Here is a 15,106-nt window from a genome sequence, read left to right on the forward strand (position 1 = left end):
CGATAGGACGAGGCTCCGACAATCCACGGGATAGACGGGACGAGATGCCGAGCGCGCGATCGCGAGTTCGGCCTCGCATGGGCACATGCCCTCAGGTGCCGACGACAGCTCCTGCGACACCAATCGGCAAGAGCGGCAACTTGTCAGTCCGCTGCCCTACTATCGCTCACATGTTCGGGTCCACCCTCCAACGCACGCACAACCGCCTCCACCGAGGTCTCGAGTTGCTCGTGCTCCCAGAGGCGGACAATCTTCCAGCCCGCTCCTGTCAACGCAGCATCGGCAGCTCTGTCGCGTTCGACGTTCCGGCGAAGCTTTGGCGCCCAGTACCACTCGTTCGTCGTCGGCTGTCGACCGTGCTCGGGGCAGACATGCCAAAAACAGCCGTCAACGAACACAGCGACTTTGCGGGCGGTGAACACGATGTCCGGACGGACCTTCATCGAGCCGACATCCAGGCGAAGATCCTTGCGATAGCGATACCCCAACCGGTGGAGCGCACGGCGAAGCACTACCTCTGGTTTGGTGTCAGCTCGCCGGTTCGCTCGCATGTTCCGCGACCGCCCGGCATCCATCGGAGCCGGGTACACGCCGCGCTCATGGGCTATCCGTCGAGCTCGTTCTGCTTTGCTCTCAGTCACGTCCACACCGGTTGTACGAGGAACCTTGCCTTGCGGAAAGATACTCCTGACGATTGGCCCGGACGCCGCCGGCCACAACACCGAAAGGTATCGCTGTGACCGAACTTCGTGTCATCGAGATCTGCGCGGGTGCAGGCGGTCAGGCCCTAGGCCTGGAGTGCGCCGGCTTTGAGCACGAGCTCGCAATCGAGCTGGACGACAATGCCGCCAACACGTTGGAGGCCAACCGCCCCCAGTGGAAGGTGCTCAGGGGGGATGTAGCCAGCACGTCGGTGTGGAACCCTGCTACCTACGCTCCGACCGCCGGGCGGCGACCGATAGACCTGCTGGCTGGCGGCGTTCCGTGCCCTCCGTTCTCGATCGCAGGAAAGCAACTGGGCGCGAACGACGAACGCGATCTTTTCGCGTGGGCAGTCGAACAGGTCGATATCATTAAGCCGCGCGCTCTCTTACTGGAAAACGTCCGCGGACTCAGTATGCCTCGCTTCGCCGGTTATCGTCAGCATGTTCTCGACAGGCTACGGGAATTCGGATACGAAGCAGAATGGAAGCTTATCCAGGCCTCCGATTACGGAGTTCCTCAATTGCGCCCACGGTTCGTACTTGTCGCCCTGCACCCCGAAGAGTTCGCATTCTTCCAATGGCCTGATCCTGTTGAGCACACACCGACAGTTGGCGAGACCCTATACGATCTGATGGAGCGCAAGAAGGTCTTCAGCGATAACAAATCATTGAAAGAATGGGTAAAGCGCGCCAACAAAATTGCGCCAACGATCGTAGGCGGTTCGAAAAAGCACGGTGGTGCAGATCTTGGACCAACGCGGGCCAAGCGAGCTTGGGAGGAGATGGGGGTGGATGCTTATGGACTACACGATGACGATAAGCCATACTCCCCAAACGACCGTTCGTTCACAAACCGAGGACCGAAGCTAACCCCCGAGATGGTCGCCCGCATACAGGGTTGGAATGACAGCGAATTCAGCTGGAAATTCACCGGCAAGAAGACCACCCAATACCGACAGATCGGAAATGCTTTTCCTCCCCCTGTAGCCAAAGCTCTTGGTATGGCAATTGCTGCTGCACTAAATCATTTGCCAGGCAATTCTTTCATCCTTCAAACAAGCGAGCAAAAATCGGCCGTCGACCCCATCTACAGGGCGTTGCGCGACAGCCGGGACTATATGACGGCGGCTGACATATCAGAAAAGTCGGGACTTGCCCTGGAGGATACTGAAGTCATTCGGCGAATCCGACTCTTAGGCCACGACTTCGAGATCGACGAGAAAGCGCGAGATGGCTCAGTGGCATACAAGCTCGGCCGCTTCCGAGCTTTTGTTGGGCAGGATGACCATACGCGGCACGAATATTTCAAGAAGAACCAGTCGAAGGTGAGCTGAGTCAGCCTGATTGGGTGCAGCGGAAGCTCGCTGCACCCAGGGCTAGGGCTACCTCACTCTTCTCGGATACCACGGTCAGGTAGGTCCGGCGCATTGCCGCTCACCTCATCGGCTCTGGCTCGCCTCCATCGTGTGCCGCCGATTAGCGGGTCGCCATCACCACCGGGGACCACCCGCACCGATATATAGTGCTTGCTATCGGGCACCGGCACCCCGAGCCCCTCAGCAATATGAGCGTAGTAACTGCTCAATATGATGTACCCTTCCGGCTTCAATGCGGTTCGCGCTCCGCCGTTCGTCCGAACTCGTTTCTGGTCATCGAGTTGCATCGCAACGGTCCGGACAGCATTGCGGTGGACGAGCTTCCCTTCCGCAGCGCGAAACAACCGGTTGACTCGCTGGGTTCCATAGCGATTAGCGAAGATATGATCGACCACAGGGCCTGGTAGTTGCAGCAAGATATTAGCGGGCATGGGAGCGTCTCTCCACAGCCAGCGCACCGCCGCTCGTCCAGCGGAGTTGAGGCTACTCTTCTTATCGCGATTCGCACCTTCTCGGCGGTATTCTGGCTTAACGCGTACGAGGCCTAGCGAGAAACGAGCGTCAATATCGCTCGCGGTGGCGACCAGTGCAAGCTCATCGAAGACCTCTGGGGGTAACATCCAGCCCCCGTCAGCCTGGCTCCACTTAGCATCGACCTGATGGCCAGCAATCCGATAGTCAGTAGTTTCTCCACCCTCGAACTCAAACTCTCTCTGAGCATTGATTTCGAATAGTGTTCCGAAGTGAGTCTTCTCGGTTTTCATAAGCTGAGCCCAGCGGAACCTGCCGGTCTCGGAGCCGTTGTAGATCATGTCGTACGTATGGCGGAAGACATCGGCCCATCGACTGCCGTCAGGATCCATACTCTTGATCGCATCGGCAACCTCTTCCAGAGCCTTATCGCATGAATCGGACTGATCCAATATGTTTGTCACGCTGCGAAACTATCCCAAACTGACTCACTTCTCTTTCGGTGGGGGCGCGCAGCATGGTTACAATTGCGTTGCACCGAGCCCGGAGCACCTCCACCCCAGTCGCAGACCACCCCCAACCTTTCCGCAGTGCCAGCATCAGATTAGGGCATACGCACGGCAGCTTGGCGGGCCTTGGATCGGGACTCCTTCTCGGTGAGACGTACAGCCCTGCCAATCTGTCGGTGCCATGTGATGTCCTTTGTGTTGTCTTGATCGGAGGCTCACTTCGATCAAGAAGGCGTACCGACTAGGAGATGATCTTGGTATCCACAGTGACTAACGTCTACTCCGATCTGCCTGCCACCATTTCGACAACTCTGCTCACCGTCAACGGCAAGCAAGAAGGCGTGGTGGCTACCAGATGAGCAGCAGTCGAGCACTTCCGGCTGGGGCGTACGCGCCTAACGGCGAGCCCTGGTGGTCACTCGAGTACGCTCCAGGTTCAAGAAGGCGACGTCGGCGGCCGGCTTATCCTCCGTGAGCTTCGCGAGGGGATCAGCACTGAAATCTGGCGAACAAACAGGATCAGCGGAGCGTTGCGGAGGAGCGCGCTCGAACGTGCGGCCATAGGTGTGTGATCTGCGGTGTAGCCAACGGAGAACCGTATCCGGACCCACCGCCAGGTACGGCTGTGATGTCACCGGCCACCGTATTCCGCAAGAGCTCGGTGGAAGCGACGACATCGACAACTTGCAGGTGGCTACGACCAAACCGCAGCCACCGACCGACGCGTGAACCGCCGCCCTGACCAGACTGCGCACCCAGAAGCCCTCCCGCCCTTGACCTCAACCTCGCTCGAGCTTCTACCCTCGCACCATGACCTTCAACGACGCCGAGGTTGCCTACCTGAAGACTCAGCGGTTGGGGCGGCTGGCTACCGTGACTCCCTCTCAGCAGCCCAACCAGGTTCCCGTCGGGTTCCGGCTCAATCCCGACCACACCATCGACATCGGTGGGCCCATGCGAATGCTCGGCGGTATCGGAACGTCAGGAAGAACCCGAACGTGAGCTTTGTCGTGGATGACATGACTCCCGATGATCCGCGGGAGGTGAAGCCTGGGTGGGGGCGGGGTGTCGAGATCCGGGGGACCGCGGAGATTGTGACTGTTGAGGATATTCCTGTTGCGCCGGAGTGGTTTTCGAACGAGGTGATCAGGATTCATCCTCGGCGGGTGCACAGTTGGCATATCGATCCGGGCAATCCGGATGGGGAGTCTCGTAACGTCAACGGTGGGTAGGACGTCGTCGGCGAGGTGCGCGCCTACCGGTCGGCAGAGCTCGAATCCCCGCACCCCCTCCGTGTTCTCGCACCCCCTACAGGGTCCTGTAGGGGGTGCGGGAACGTGCAGAGGGTGCGGGAACGTGCGCTCTGCCGACCGGTAGGCGAGCCATCGGTGTTAAGGAGCCCTGGCTCAGGGGGTTCACCCAGGGGGCCTCATCCTTCGGAGGTATTTGTTCCCGATACTGGTGCCAACACCCGTGACCTTCTGCTCGCGATGCGCGAGACTGCAGGCGGTGCAGTTGAGTTGGAAGGATTCACCTTGTTCTCGATGACTAAACATGCCACCAAGCGCACCATGGCGCGGGTGGCTGTTGCGGGGGCCGTTGTGGCCGCTCCGCTTGCTGTTCTTGCGATTCCGGCGCAGGCCGAGACGGTCGGCGATCAGATCACCACCGAGGTTCGGGACCGGCACGGGAAGTGGGACCGGGACGACTTCTGGGACAACAAATGGAATCGCCACGACCGCTGGGACGATGACTGCGATCCGTGGGACCGCCGCCACCATCATCCGGGTAATGGCTGGCGGCAGGTCGTGCCTCCGGGCTGGTTCGGAAGCAGCTGATCCTGGCCGTGCGACGGCCCGGCACCGCACGGGGTGCCGGGCCGTTGTCGTGTCCTCGACACGAACCGATGAACTCGGCCGCCGCACGCGGTCTATACCTGCGGACCACAAACATCCTCAGGGAGGACCGCATGAGCACCACCGCACTGCCGCCCGTCGTCGACGCGGAGACCTGGCGCAAGGAGCTCGAAGCCCTGCGCATCCGGGAGAAGGCCGCGACCCGGGAACTCGACGCGATCGCCGCGCAGCGCCGCCGCCTGCCGATGGTCGAGATGCCCGACTACATCCTCGAGGGCGAGAACGGGCCGATCCGGCTGGCGGAGATCTTCGGCGATCATTCGCAACTGATCGTCTACAACCACATGTGGTCGCCCGGCAAGAAGTGGCAGTGCCCCGGCTGCACCGGACTGACCACCCAGTTCACCCGGCTGGACTTCCTGCACAACTACGACGCCCGGTTCGTCATCGTCACCCAGGGCACGATCGAGGAGGCGCTCGCCTATCGGCAGCTGGTCGGGAACACGATGACGTGGTACTCCACGGCGAACAGCTCGTTCGGCACCGACGTCGGCGCGCCACCCGGAGAGGGCTACGCGCTCAACGTATTCCTGCGCGACGGCGACACCGTCTACCGCACCTGGCACACCGACGGCCGCGGCACCGAACAGATCAGCTACACCTTCCCGCTCATCGACCTGCTGCCCTACGGTCGGCAGGAGCAGTGGCAGGACTCCCCCGACGGCTGGCCGCAATCGCCCACCTACAGCCGATGGAGCTCCTCGCAGGACATCGCCGCCCTCTACGGCAACCCCTGACGCACCGGGTGGGCGGTTTGCCCGACGAGGTCGAATAGTCCTGGATCTGTTGTGCTCGAATACGATTCGCTTCCGGCGTTCCGGCCAGCGATCGTCGCCGCTCCTGCAGAATCGACCCGGTGACTACCTCCATGGATCGACTCCGGCAACTCGTCCCGCCACCCTCGCCCGCTCCGGATACGGACTGGGACACCGTGGAGCGCGCGCTCGGGTTCGGCCTGCCGACCGACTACAAGGAGTTCATCGACACCTACGGCGGCAGCCGCTGGGAGGACTACCTCTCCGTCATGGCGCCCGGCTGCCCCAACGGCAGCTACGACCTGTTCACCTGGAAGGACTGGCAGTCCGAGGAGATGGAAGACCTGTGGGAGTTCGAGCCGAAGCCCGCCGAACTGGCGGAGGCGGGCACCCGGATCGTCCCCTGGGCCACCACCGACAACGGTGAGATGCTCTACTGGCTGATCCGCCCCGGCGAGCGGCCCGACGACTGGACCGTCCTGATCAACGAGGGCCGCGGCCCCCGCTGGGAGCACATCCCCCACTCCTGCACCCAATTCCTGGCCGCCGCCCTCGCCGGCGACCTCCGCCCGGTCCTGCTGTCCGACAGCTACTTTCCCCTCCCCGACCACAGGGTCGAGCAGGTCGCCTGAGCGCACCGGAACGACGAAGGCCCACGCCGCGGTGGCGTGGGCCTTCGAATATGGTTGCGACTCAGGCGGTCTCGGTGATGGGGCGGTCGACCCAGCTCATCAGGCCGCGGAGCTTGGCGCCGGTGACCTCGATGGGGTGCTCGGCGTTCTGCTTGCGCAGGGACTCCAGCTCCTTGTTGCCGCCCTCGACGTTGGCGACCAGGCGCTTGACGAAGGTGCCGTCCTGGATGTCCTTCAGGATCGCCTGCATGCGCTTCTTGGTGTCGGCGTCGATGACGCGCGGGCCCGACAGGTAGCCGCCGAACTCGGCGGTGTCGGAGACCGAGTAGTTCATGCGCGCGATGCCGCCCTCGTACATCAGGTCGACGATCAGCTTCAGCTCGTGCAGCACCTCGAAGTAGGCCATCTCCGGCGCGTAACCGGCCTCGACCATGACCTCGAAACCGGTCTTGACCAGCTCCTCGGTGCCACCGCAGAGCACGGCCTGCTCACCGAACAGGTCGGTCTCGGTCTCCTCCTTGAAGGTGGTCTTGATGACGCCGGCGCGGGTGCCGCCGATGCCCTTGGCGTAGGACAGCGCCAGCGCCTGGCCCTCGCCCTTCGGGTCCTGGTCGATGGCGATGAGCGCGGGAACGCCCTTGCCGTCGACGAACTGGCGGCGGACCAGATGGCCCGGGCCCTTCGGCGCGACCATGCCGACCGTGACGTTGGCCGGGGCCTTGATCAGGCCGAAGTGGATGTTCAGGCCGTGGCCGAAGAACAGCGCGTCGCCGTCCTTCAGATTCGGCTCGATGTCGCCTGCGAAGATCGACGCCTGCGCGGTGTCGGGGGCGAGCAGCATGATGACGTCGGCCCACTGCGAGACCTCGGCCGGGGTGCCGACGGTGAGACCGGCCTCCTGCGCCTTCTCCCGCGACTTCGAGCCCTCCTTGAGGCCGATGCGCACGTCGACGCCCGAGTCACGCAAGCTCAGCGAGTGCGCGTGCCCCTGGGAGCCGTAGCCGATGACGGCGACCTTGCGGCCCTGGATGATCGACAGGTCCGCATCGTCGTCGTAGAACATCTCGACTGCCACTTTTGCTATCCCTTCTCGGATTTCTCTGTATTAAGCGTTGGCCCCGGCGAAAAGCGTGCCGGGGATGTTGGGTTGCTACGCAACGTACCGGGGTTGTTGGGTTGCTACGCAGCGCGCCGGGGATGTTGGGTTGCTACGCAGCGCGCCGGGGATATTGTTGTCCGCCGGTATGGCGGTTGTTACCCGCGCGAGCGCCAGCCCGGCACGGAGCTTGCGGAGTGCCCATTGGACACAGCGCGGGCACCGCGGCGAGCGCTAGCGAGTCGCCGTGATGGACTTGGGTCCGCGTCCCACGGCCACGACACCGGACTGCACGATCTCCCGGATTCCGTACGGTTCCAGCATCCGCAGCAGCGCGTCGAGCTTCGACCGGGTGCCGGTCGCCTCGATGGTGAGCGCGTCGGGCGACACGTCGATGACCTTAGCCCGGAACAGGTTCACCGATTCGATCACCTGGGTGCGCACGCTGGCGTCGGCGCGCACCTTCACCAGGATCAGCTCGCGGGCCACCGAACCGTCGGAGTCCTGCTCGACGATCTTGATGACGTTGACCAGCTTGTTGAGCTGCTTGGTGACCTGCTCGAGCGGCAGGTCCTCGACGGTCACGACGATGGTCATGCGCGAGATCTCCGGGACCTCGGTGCCGCCGACCGCGAGCGATTCGATGTTGAACCCGCGCCGGGAGAACAGGCTCGCCACGCGGGCGAGCACGCCCGGCTTGTCCTCCACCAGCACACTCAAGGTGTGGGTCGTGCTCATGCCTCCACCTCGCTGGCGCTCGGTTCCGGCATGACCACCAAGGTGGCTGTGTTGTCGATTCGCATGCTCATGCCTCTTCGGTCCCCTTCTGGGCGGCCTTCTCGTGGGCGGTCAGCGTGGCCTTCTCGTGTGACATCGCCTCGTGGATGACGGCGGGTTCGGCGACCGCCTCGTCGTCGTCGAACAGCGGGCGGATGCCGCGGGCGGCCATGATCTCGTCGTTGGACGTCCCGGCGGCCACCATCGGCCACACCTGGGCGTCCTTGCCGACGATGAAGTCGATCACCACGGGGCGGTCGTTGATGGACTGCGCCTCGCGGATCGCGGCCTCCACGTCGGACTCCTTCTCCACCCGAATCCCGTGGCAGCCCAACGCCTCCGCGAGCTTGACGAAGTCGGGGATGCGCAGGGTGTGGGTGCCCAGATCGGTGTTGGAGTAGCGCTGCTCGTAGAACAGGGTCTGCCACTGGCGGACCATGCCCAGGTTGCCGTTGTTGATCAGCGCGACCTTGATCGGCACGCCCTCGACGGCGCAGGTCGCCAGTTCCTGGTTGGTCATCTGGAAGCAGCCGTCGCCGTCGACCGCCCAGACCTCCTTGTCGGGCGCGCCCATCTTGGCGCCCATGGCCGCCGGGACGGCGTAGCCCATGGTGCCCAGGCCGCCGGAGTTCAGCCAGGTGCGCGGCTTTTCGTACTTCACGAACTGCGCGGCCCACATCTGATGCTGGCCGACGCCCGCGACGTAGACGGCGTCGGGACCGGCCAGCTCACCCAGCTTCTCGATGACGAATTCCGGCGACAGCGAGCCGTCGGTCGGCGGGGTCCAGCCCAGCGGGTACTGCTTGCGGACGCCGTCGAGGTAGGTCCACCAGTCCGAAAGGTTCAGCAGCGGGGCACCTTTGGAGGCCGGGTCGGCCTTCAGGGTCTCGATCAGCTCGGCGATCACCTCGCGGCAGTCGCCCACGATCGGGACATCGGCGTGCCGGTTCTTCCCGATCTCCGCCGGGTCGATATCGGCGTGGATCACCTTGGCGTTCGGGGCGAACGAGTTGAGCTGGCCGGTGACGCGGTCGTCGAAGCGCGCGCCGAGGGTGATCAGCAGGTCCGACTTCTGCAGGGCCGCAACGGCGCCCACGGTGCCGTGCATACCGGGCATGCCCATGTTCAGCTGGTGGCTGTCGGGGAACGCGCCGCGCGCCATCAGGGTGGTGACCACTGGAATGCCGGTCAGCTCCGCCAGTTCCAGCAGTTCCGCGGACGCCTCGGCCTTGATCACGCCGCCGCCCACGTAGAGCACCGGGGACTTCGACTCCATGATCATGCGGGCGGCCTCGCGCACCTGCTTGCCGTGCGGCTTGGTCACCGGGCGGTAGCCGGGCAGCCGCATCTCCGGCGGCCAGGTGAACGTGGTGTTCGCCTGCAGCACGTCCTTGGGGATGTCGACGAGCACGGCGCCCGGGCGGCCGGTCGAGGCCAGGTGGAAGGCCTCGGCGAGCACGCGGGGGATGTCGATCGGGTCGTTGACCAGGAAGTTGTGTTTGGTGATCGGCATGGTGATGCCGGAGATGTCGGCCTCCTGGAAGCCGTCCGTGCCGATCAGCGAGCGGGCGACCTGGCCGGTGATGGCGACCAGCGGCACCGAATCCATCTGCGCGTCGGCGATCGGGGTGACCAGGTTGGTCGCGCCCGGGCCCGAGGTCGCCATGCACACGCCGACCTTGCCGGTGGCCTGCGCGTACCCGGTGGCGGCGTGGCCCGCGCCCTGCTCGTGCCGGACGAGGACGTGACGCACCTTGGTGGAATCGAACAGCGGGTCGTAGACCGGGAGTACCGCACCGCCCGGAATACCGAAGACCGTGTCGACGTCGAGCTCCTCGAGGGAGCGGACGACGGACTGCGCGCCGGTCACCTTCTCGGGCGGGACCTGGCGGCGGGTTCCGGTCGCGGATGTCGGCTGATTAGCCGAGGGCGCTGGCCTGCGAGCCGAGGGCCCGGGCCGTGCGGTAGGTGCGCTCACCGTCTTTTTCCTTTACTGCTTGTTGTCCTTGTCACAGAACATGCCTGAACATAAAAAAGCCCCCGACAGCCGATGGCTGATCGAGGGTGGCGCGTCGCAGCTGCGAGCTTGACGTCGTCAGGCTCAGCGCTGGACGCGCCGGCCGATTACGAGAAGCTCGATTCGATTCACGTGCACGACGGTATGCGCGCGAGAGTCGATGAGTCAAATTACTTGACATGTGGTGTCCCATTATGTGAGACGGGGCGGTTTCCGCTGTCTGTCCACCGTGATGCGAGGATGGGGGTGTGTCATCGTCGCAGCAATCCGTGCCACCTGCTCGATCGTCCCATACCGCCGCCGCGGGGTCGGATACGGGTCGTGTGATCAGAATCCCCCGGCTCGGCCACATCGGGGTGCTCATGCTGCTGTTCTGCGTGGCCTTCCCGTTCTTCGGGTGGCCCGCGGTGCTGTGGGTGCTGTTCGTGATCCCGGCCGGGGTCGCGCTGTGGATCGAGCGCACCCGCACGACGGTGTCCGCGCGCGGGCTGGATCTGCGGACGCTGTTGGGCTCCCGGCACATCGACTGGTCGCAGATCAAGGGCCTGCGGATCCCCAAGCGCGGCTACGTCCGGGTGCACCTGATCGACGACTCGGAGGTGGCGCTGCCCGCCGTCGGCTACGACCGCCTGCGCGCGCTGATCGAGGCGTCCGACGGCCGCATCCCCGACCCGTTCGCCCAGCCGGAAGAAGGCGCGTCGGGGGAAGCGAACGGGACAGGAACAACGCGGGAGGAAGACGCCTCGAAGGAGCCGAACGGGGCGGGGACAACGCCGGGGGAAGACGCCTCGAGGGAAGCAAACGGGGCAAGGACAACACCGGAGGAAGGCGCGTCGGGGGAAGCGAACGGGGCAGGGACAACGTCGGAGGAAGGCGCGTCGGGGGAGCCGAACGGGGCAGGGACAACGTCGGAGGAAGGCGCGTCGGGGGAGCCGAACGGGTCAGGAACAACGCGGGAGGAAGGCGCGCCGGGGGAGCCGAACGGGGCGGGGACAACGCCGGGGGCGATCTCGGGCGCCGAGAAATCCGACGATGCCGGGCCCGATCGGGACTGACCGGCGGACGTTAGTGGTGCGGCGCGCCGTAGAGCGGGGCGCGCCGGGCGATCTGGTGAATTCACAGGGCGGGGGCGGAGGTGGTGGGACAATCGCCGTAGCGCACGGAGTGTGAGCGGCGGTCCACGGGAGGTCGGCGCGCGGCGTGTGCCCGCCGGTCGGATGGGGCGGGGAAGGCACGAGGACTGCTATGAAGACCAAAACGGGAACCGTACTCGTCCTCATCTGGCTGATCATCGGATTCATCGCCGCGGCGCAGCGCGACTATTTCGACAGCGGCCCGATCACGTGCGCCAGCTTCGGCAATATCGCCCTGACGATAGTCGCGGGCCCGCTCAACTACATGGGCGTCAACCCGAAGCTGGGCAATTGCGAACTCCCCCAGCCCAGTCCGTAACGCGCCGGTTCCCGCACCCCCTGCGTGTTCCCGCACCCCCTCCGGGAGCCTGCAGGGCGTGCGGGATCAAACAGGGCGTGCGCAACCAAACAAGACGTGCGCGACCAAGTAAGGCGTGCGGAATGTGATTGCCCCCGAGGAGGGCCGGGGGTCACGTTGCCGAGGAGCGGCGGATGGGGATGGTCACTCGGGTTCGAGGTGGGATAGGGCGTCGGCTTGGGAGAGGGCGGCCCCTGCGGTGAAGTTGGCTTCGTAGGTTTTGTCGCCCAGTACTTTTCGCAGGTCGGTGGCCAGGGTGCGGAGTTCGGGGTTGCCCTCGTCGAAGGCGCCGCGCAGGGTCTGGCTCATGCCGAGGGCGTGGGCGGCCCCGGCCGGATCTCCTTCCGCGGCAAGCAGTTCGGCCAGGAGTTCGGCGGTCGACTCCGCGGCGCGCAGCACCCGGCCCGCGGCGGCGACGCGGGGGTACGCGGCGCGAGCCTGCGATACCTGACCCGCGGCCAGCAGATTCGCCATCCGGCCCCGGGCGACGAGATCCTGGGCGATGCCGGGCGACAGCGCGGCGGCGGCCATGGTCGTCTCGAGTCGATCGAGGACCTGATCCGAGCGCTTCGTCTCACCGCACAGGCGATGCAGGTCCGCGGTGCACAGCAGCAGCTCGATATCGGCCTGCGACCAGCCCCGGCTGCGCGACAGCCGCTGGGCGACCTCGAGCTCGCGCCAGGCCCCGGCGGCATCGCCCGCGCGCATGCGCTCGGACGCCAGCCAGGCGCGGTAGGACACCGCGTCCGCCGCGTCGAGTTCGGAGGCCAGCGTCACGCCGCGTTCGTATTTCGCGATCGCCTCGTCGTGCTCACCGCGCACGGAGTGGACGCGCGCCGACGCGGTCAACGCCATCGACAGCCCGATACGGTCGCCGACCGCCTCGAAGCCGCGCTGCGCCTCGGCGAGGGCCGCCCCGGGCTCACATCCGCCGCGATCGACGCCGAGGTAACCCAGCACCAGGTGCGCGGCGGCGCGGGTCCACGGGTCCGGATGATGCTGCGCGCGAACCGATTCCCTGCGCCACACGTCGTCCAGCCCGTACACGTGCGCGGCGGCGAGCGTCACCAGCACCAGCATCGGATAGCGTTCCAGCGCTCCGGTGCGCACACAGTCCTCGACGACCGACCGCGCCGCCGCACCGTCGGCGAGGGTTCCGCTGTTGTCGGCCAGCACATGCAGCGCGCGGATCGCCGCGCGGGGGCGATCCGGCAGCGCCGCACCGAATGCCGACACCTCGGCCGTGAAGGCGTCGGACCGCGAATCGAACCGCAGCATATGCCAGTAGTAGGTCAGCGGGATGAGCAGCCGGTGCGCCGACTCCGCGTCCGAATCCGTGACTGCGGTGCGCAGCGCCTCCACGAGATTGGCGTACTCGGCGTCCATGAGCGCGATCGATTCTCGCTGGTCGCGCGAGCGCAGCAGCGGCTCATGGTGTTCGGCGAGGTCGGCGAAGTGGCCCCGGAAGCGCGCCGCGACGACCGCGCGCTCCCCGGCCCGTTCGAGCCGCTCCGCCGCATAGGCGCGCACGGTCTCGAGCATGCGGTACCGCGGGTCGGCCTCCCCGGTCCGTTCCACCAGCGACTTCTCGACCAGCGAGCCGAGCACGTAGACCGGGTCGGCGGCCGGATCGTCGCACACCGCCCGCAGCCCGGCCACGGTCGCGCCGCCCGGGAACAGCGACAGCCGCCGCGCCAGGACCTGTTCCGGTTCCGGCAGCAGCTCCCAGCTCCATTCGATCACCGCGTGCAGGGTGCGCTGCCGTGGTTGTGCGGCACGGCTTCCCGTGGTGAGCAGCCGGAACCGGTCGTCGAGCCGTCGCGCGATCTGGTCGGCGCTCATCGTGCGCAGCCGGGCGGCGGCCAACTCCAGCGCCAGGGGAAGTCCGTCCAGTCGGCGGCAGATCTCGACGACCGGACCACTGGTCGACTCGTCGAGCGCGAACTCCGGGCGCACCGCCGCGGCGCGGTCGAGGAACAACCGCACGGCCTCCGATCCGGCCGCCTCGGTCAGGGGTCCCGCGGCGGCGGGTAGTTCGAGCGGGCCGAGCGGGCACAGCGTTTCGCCGGTGAGGCCCAGAGGTTCCCGGCTCGTCGCCACGATGGTCAGCGCTGGCAACCGCCGCAGCAGCCGGTCCACCAGGTCCGCCGCGGCCTCGACGAGATGCTCGCAGTTGTCCACCACCACGATGGCGGGCTCGCCGCCCAGCAGCGCGGCCGCGCCGTCGAGCGGATCCGGCGAGCGCTCGGTGGGGGCGAGCGCGCGCACGTCGCGGGCGCCCAGCGCGCCGAGCACCGCTTCGGCGATCCCGTCCGGTGCCCGGACCTCCGCCAGCGAGACGAACCATGCCCGCGCGGAATCGTCGCGACGGCTCACCGCCTCCACCGCGAGCCGGGTCTTGCCCACGCCGCCGGGGCCCACCACGGTGCTCAGGCGCGCGGTATCCAACAGTTCGGCCAGGCGTTTCAGCTCGGCATCGCGGCCGACGAACCCGGTCAGCCGCACCGGCAGGTTCCCGGCGGGCGCCGGGGGCGCGTCGCGCAATTCCCCGCGCAGCGCGGCGAGATGGGTCTGCCGCAGTTCGGGACCGGGGTCGACGCCGAGACGCTCCCGCAGCGCGGTCCGGGTCTGCTCGTAGACGGCGAGCGCGTCGGCTTGCCGTCCCGCCGCGCACAATGCCCGAATTCGCAAGGCGACCAGGCGTTCCCGCAGCGGATCGGCGGCCGCGTCCAGATCGGCCAGGATCGCGGCGTGGCGGCCCAGCCGCAGTTCGGCGTCGAACCGGTCCTCGACGGTCGCGAGGCGCAGATCCTCCAGCCGCGCCACCACCGGCCGGGTGAACGGGGCAGCACGGATATCGGCCAGAACCTCGCCGCGCCACAGCCGCAGCGCCGCGCCGAGGACGGCCGCGGCCTCGGCCGCGCGCCCGGCCGCCAGGTCGCCGCGCCCGCGCCTCGCCAATTCCTCGAACCGATGCACGTCCACGTCGGACGGCGGCACGGACAGCCGATAGCCCCCCGCCACCGACTCGACGAGCCCGGCACCGACGACCTTGCGCAGCCGAGATACCGCCGCCTGCAACGCATTAGCGGATCCGGCCGGTGGTTCGGCATCCCACAGGCCGTCGATCAGCGTCGCGGCCGGAACCACCTCCCCCGGCACCAGCGCGAGCCGCGCGAGCAGCATGCGTTGCCGCGCACCGCCGATCGCCAGCTCCACCCCGTCCCCGGAGTACGCCCGGACCGGCCCGAGCAGCTCTACCCGCACCACACCAGCCTCTCGCACACACGTGCCTCGACGCGAGGCACACAGTGAGGCTATGTGAGTGGGACCGAGCGGTCACAGATCACTGCTCGCAGCGA

Annotated in this window: 13 protein-coding genes; 7 read left to right on the plus strand and 6 right to left on the minus strand. The window is 66.3% G+C overall.

Annotated elements, in window-relative coordinates:
* Positions 1-143: 143 nt before the first annotated feature.
* Entirely contained in the window at positions 144-575 is a 432-nt protein-coding gene (locus QH290_RS16845) for a very short patch repair endonuclease (RefSeq protein WP_280265742.1), read from the minus strand.
* A 161-nt stretch (positions 576-736) separates the two neighbouring features.
* Between QH290_RS16845 and QH290_RS16850 the strand changes: the two genes are divergently transcribed.
* Positions 737-2,038 (plus strand): DNA cytosine methyltransferase, encoded by a 1,302-nt coding sequence (locus QH290_RS16850; RefSeq protein WP_280265717.1) that lies wholly within the window; start codon positions 737-739, stop codon positions 2,036-2,038.
* 53 nt (positions 2,039-2,091) lie between these two features.
* Here the strand turns inward: QH290_RS16850 and QH290_RS16855 are convergent, their stop codons facing one another.
* The gene (locus tag QH290_RS16855; RefSeq protein ID WP_280383822.1) at positions 2,092-3,015 is read right to left on the minus strand and encodes a NaeI family type II restriction endonuclease; all 924 of its coding nucleotides are present in this window, start codon (positions 3,013-3,015) and stop codon (positions 2,092-2,094) included.
* 855 nt (positions 3,016-3,870) lie between these two features.
* Between QH290_RS16855 and QH290_RS16860 the strand changes: the two genes are divergently transcribed.
* The 4 genes from QH290_RS16860 to QH290_RS16880 all read left to right on the plus strand — a co-directional run bounded on the left by QH290_RS16860 (position 3,871) and on the right by QH290_RS16880 (position 6,363).
* The gene (locus QH290_RS16860; RefSeq protein ID WP_280383824.1) at positions 3,871-4,062 is read left to right on the plus strand and encodes a PNPOx family protein; all 192 of its coding nucleotides are present in this window, start codon (positions 3,871-3,873) and stop codon (positions 4,060-4,062) included.
* A 542-nt stretch (positions 4,063-4,604) separates the two neighbouring features.
* Positions 4,605-4,898: a hypothetical protein gene (locus QH290_RS16870; protein WP_280265714.1), complete on the plus strand. Its 294-nt coding sequence runs from the start codon at positions 4,605-4,607 to the stop codon at positions 4,896-4,898.
* Positions 4,899-5,029: 131 nt separating this feature from the next.
* Positions 5,030-5,713: a DUF899 domain-containing protein gene (locus QH290_RS16875; protein WP_280383828.1), complete on the plus strand. Its 684-nt coding sequence runs from the start codon at positions 5,030-5,032 to the stop codon at positions 5,711-5,713.
* Positions 5,714-5,832: 119 nt separating this feature from the next.
* Positions 5,833-6,363, plus strand: coding sequence for an SMI1/KNR4 family protein (locus QH290_RS16880; protein ID WP_280265712.1), 531 nt, complete (start codon positions 5,833-5,835; stop codon positions 6,361-6,363).
* A 61-nt stretch (positions 6,364-6,424) separates the two neighbouring features.
* Here the strand turns inward: QH290_RS16880 and ilvC are convergent, their stop codons facing one another.
* The 3 genes from ilvC to QH290_RS16895 all read right to left on the minus strand — a co-directional run bounded on the left by ilvC (position 6,425) and on the right by QH290_RS16895 (position 10,214).
* Entirely contained in the window at positions 6,425-7,426 is a 1,002-nt protein-coding gene (gene ilvC / locus QH290_RS16885; RefSeq protein WP_280265741.1) for a ketol-acid reductoisomerase, read from the minus strand.
* 267 nt (positions 7,427-7,693) lie between these two features.
* Entirely contained in the window at positions 7,694-8,197 is a 504-nt protein-coding gene (gene ilvN, locus QH290_RS16890) for an acetolactate synthase small subunit (protein WP_114699642.1), read from the minus strand.
* 67 nt (positions 8,198-8,264) lie between these two features.
* Positions 8,265-10,214, minus strand: coding sequence for an acetolactate synthase large subunit (locus QH290_RS16895; protein ID WP_280265711.1), 1,950 nt, complete (start codon positions 10,212-10,214; stop codon positions 8,265-8,267).
* Between the two features lie 362 nt (positions 10,215-10,576).
* Between QH290_RS16895 and QH290_RS16900 the strand changes: the two genes are divergently transcribed.
* Both QH290_RS16900 and QH290_RS16905 read left to right on the plus strand, forming a co-directional pair.
* Positions 10,577-11,308: a PH domain-containing protein gene (locus QH290_RS16900; protein ID WP_280383830.1), complete on the plus strand. Its 732-nt coding sequence runs from the start codon at positions 10,577-10,579 to the stop codon at positions 11,306-11,308.
* 190 nt (positions 11,309-11,498) lie between these two features.
* Positions 11,499-11,705, plus strand: coding sequence for a hypothetical protein (locus QH290_RS16905; RefSeq protein WP_280265220.1), 207 nt, complete (start codon positions 11,499-11,501; stop codon positions 11,703-11,705).
* Between the two features lie 183 nt (positions 11,706-11,888).
* On the opposite strand, the gene QH290_RS16910 is transcribed toward QH290_RS16905, so the two are convergent.
* Positions 11,889-15,029: an AfsR/SARP family transcriptional regulator gene (locus QH290_RS16910; RefSeq protein ID WP_280383832.1), complete on the minus strand. Its 3,141-nt coding sequence runs from the start codon at positions 15,027-15,029 to the stop codon at positions 11,889-11,891.
* Between the last annotated feature and the right edge of the window lie 77 nt (positions 15,030-15,106).

The organism is Nocardia wallacei (genome assembly GCF_029869545.1).
In the GTDB taxonomy this organism is placed as follows: Bacteria; Actinomycetota; Actinomycetes; order Mycobacteriales; family Mycobacteriaceae; genus Nocardia; species Nocardia wallacei_A.

Coding starts and splice junctions, on each gene's coding strand:
- QH290_RS16845 (WP_280265742.1), bottom strand. CDS start 575: ATGGATGCCGGGCGGTCGCGGAACATGCGAGCGAACCGGCGAGCTGAC.
- QH290_RS16860 (WP_280383824.1), top strand. CDS start 3,871: ATGACCTTCAACGACGCCGAGGTTGCCTACCTGAAGACTCAGCGGTTG.
- QH290_RS16870 (WP_280265714.1), top strand. CDS start 4,605: ATGACTAAACATGCCACCAAGCGCACCATGGCGCGGGTGGCTGTTGCG.
- QH290_RS16875 (WP_280383828.1), top strand. CDS start 5,030: ATGAGCACCACCGCACTGCCGCCCGTCGTCGACGCGGAGACCTGGCGC.
- ilvC (WP_280265741.1), bottom strand. CDS start 7,426: ATGTTCTACGACGACGATGCGGACCTGTCGATCATCCAGGGCCGCAAG.
- ilvN (WP_114699642.1), bottom strand. CDS start 8,197: ATGAGCACGACCCACACCTTGAGTGTGCTGGTGGAGGACAAGCCGGGC.
- QH290_RS16905 (WP_280265220.1), top strand. CDS start 11,499: ATGAAGACCAAAACGGGAACCGTACTCGTCCTCATCTGGCTGATCATC.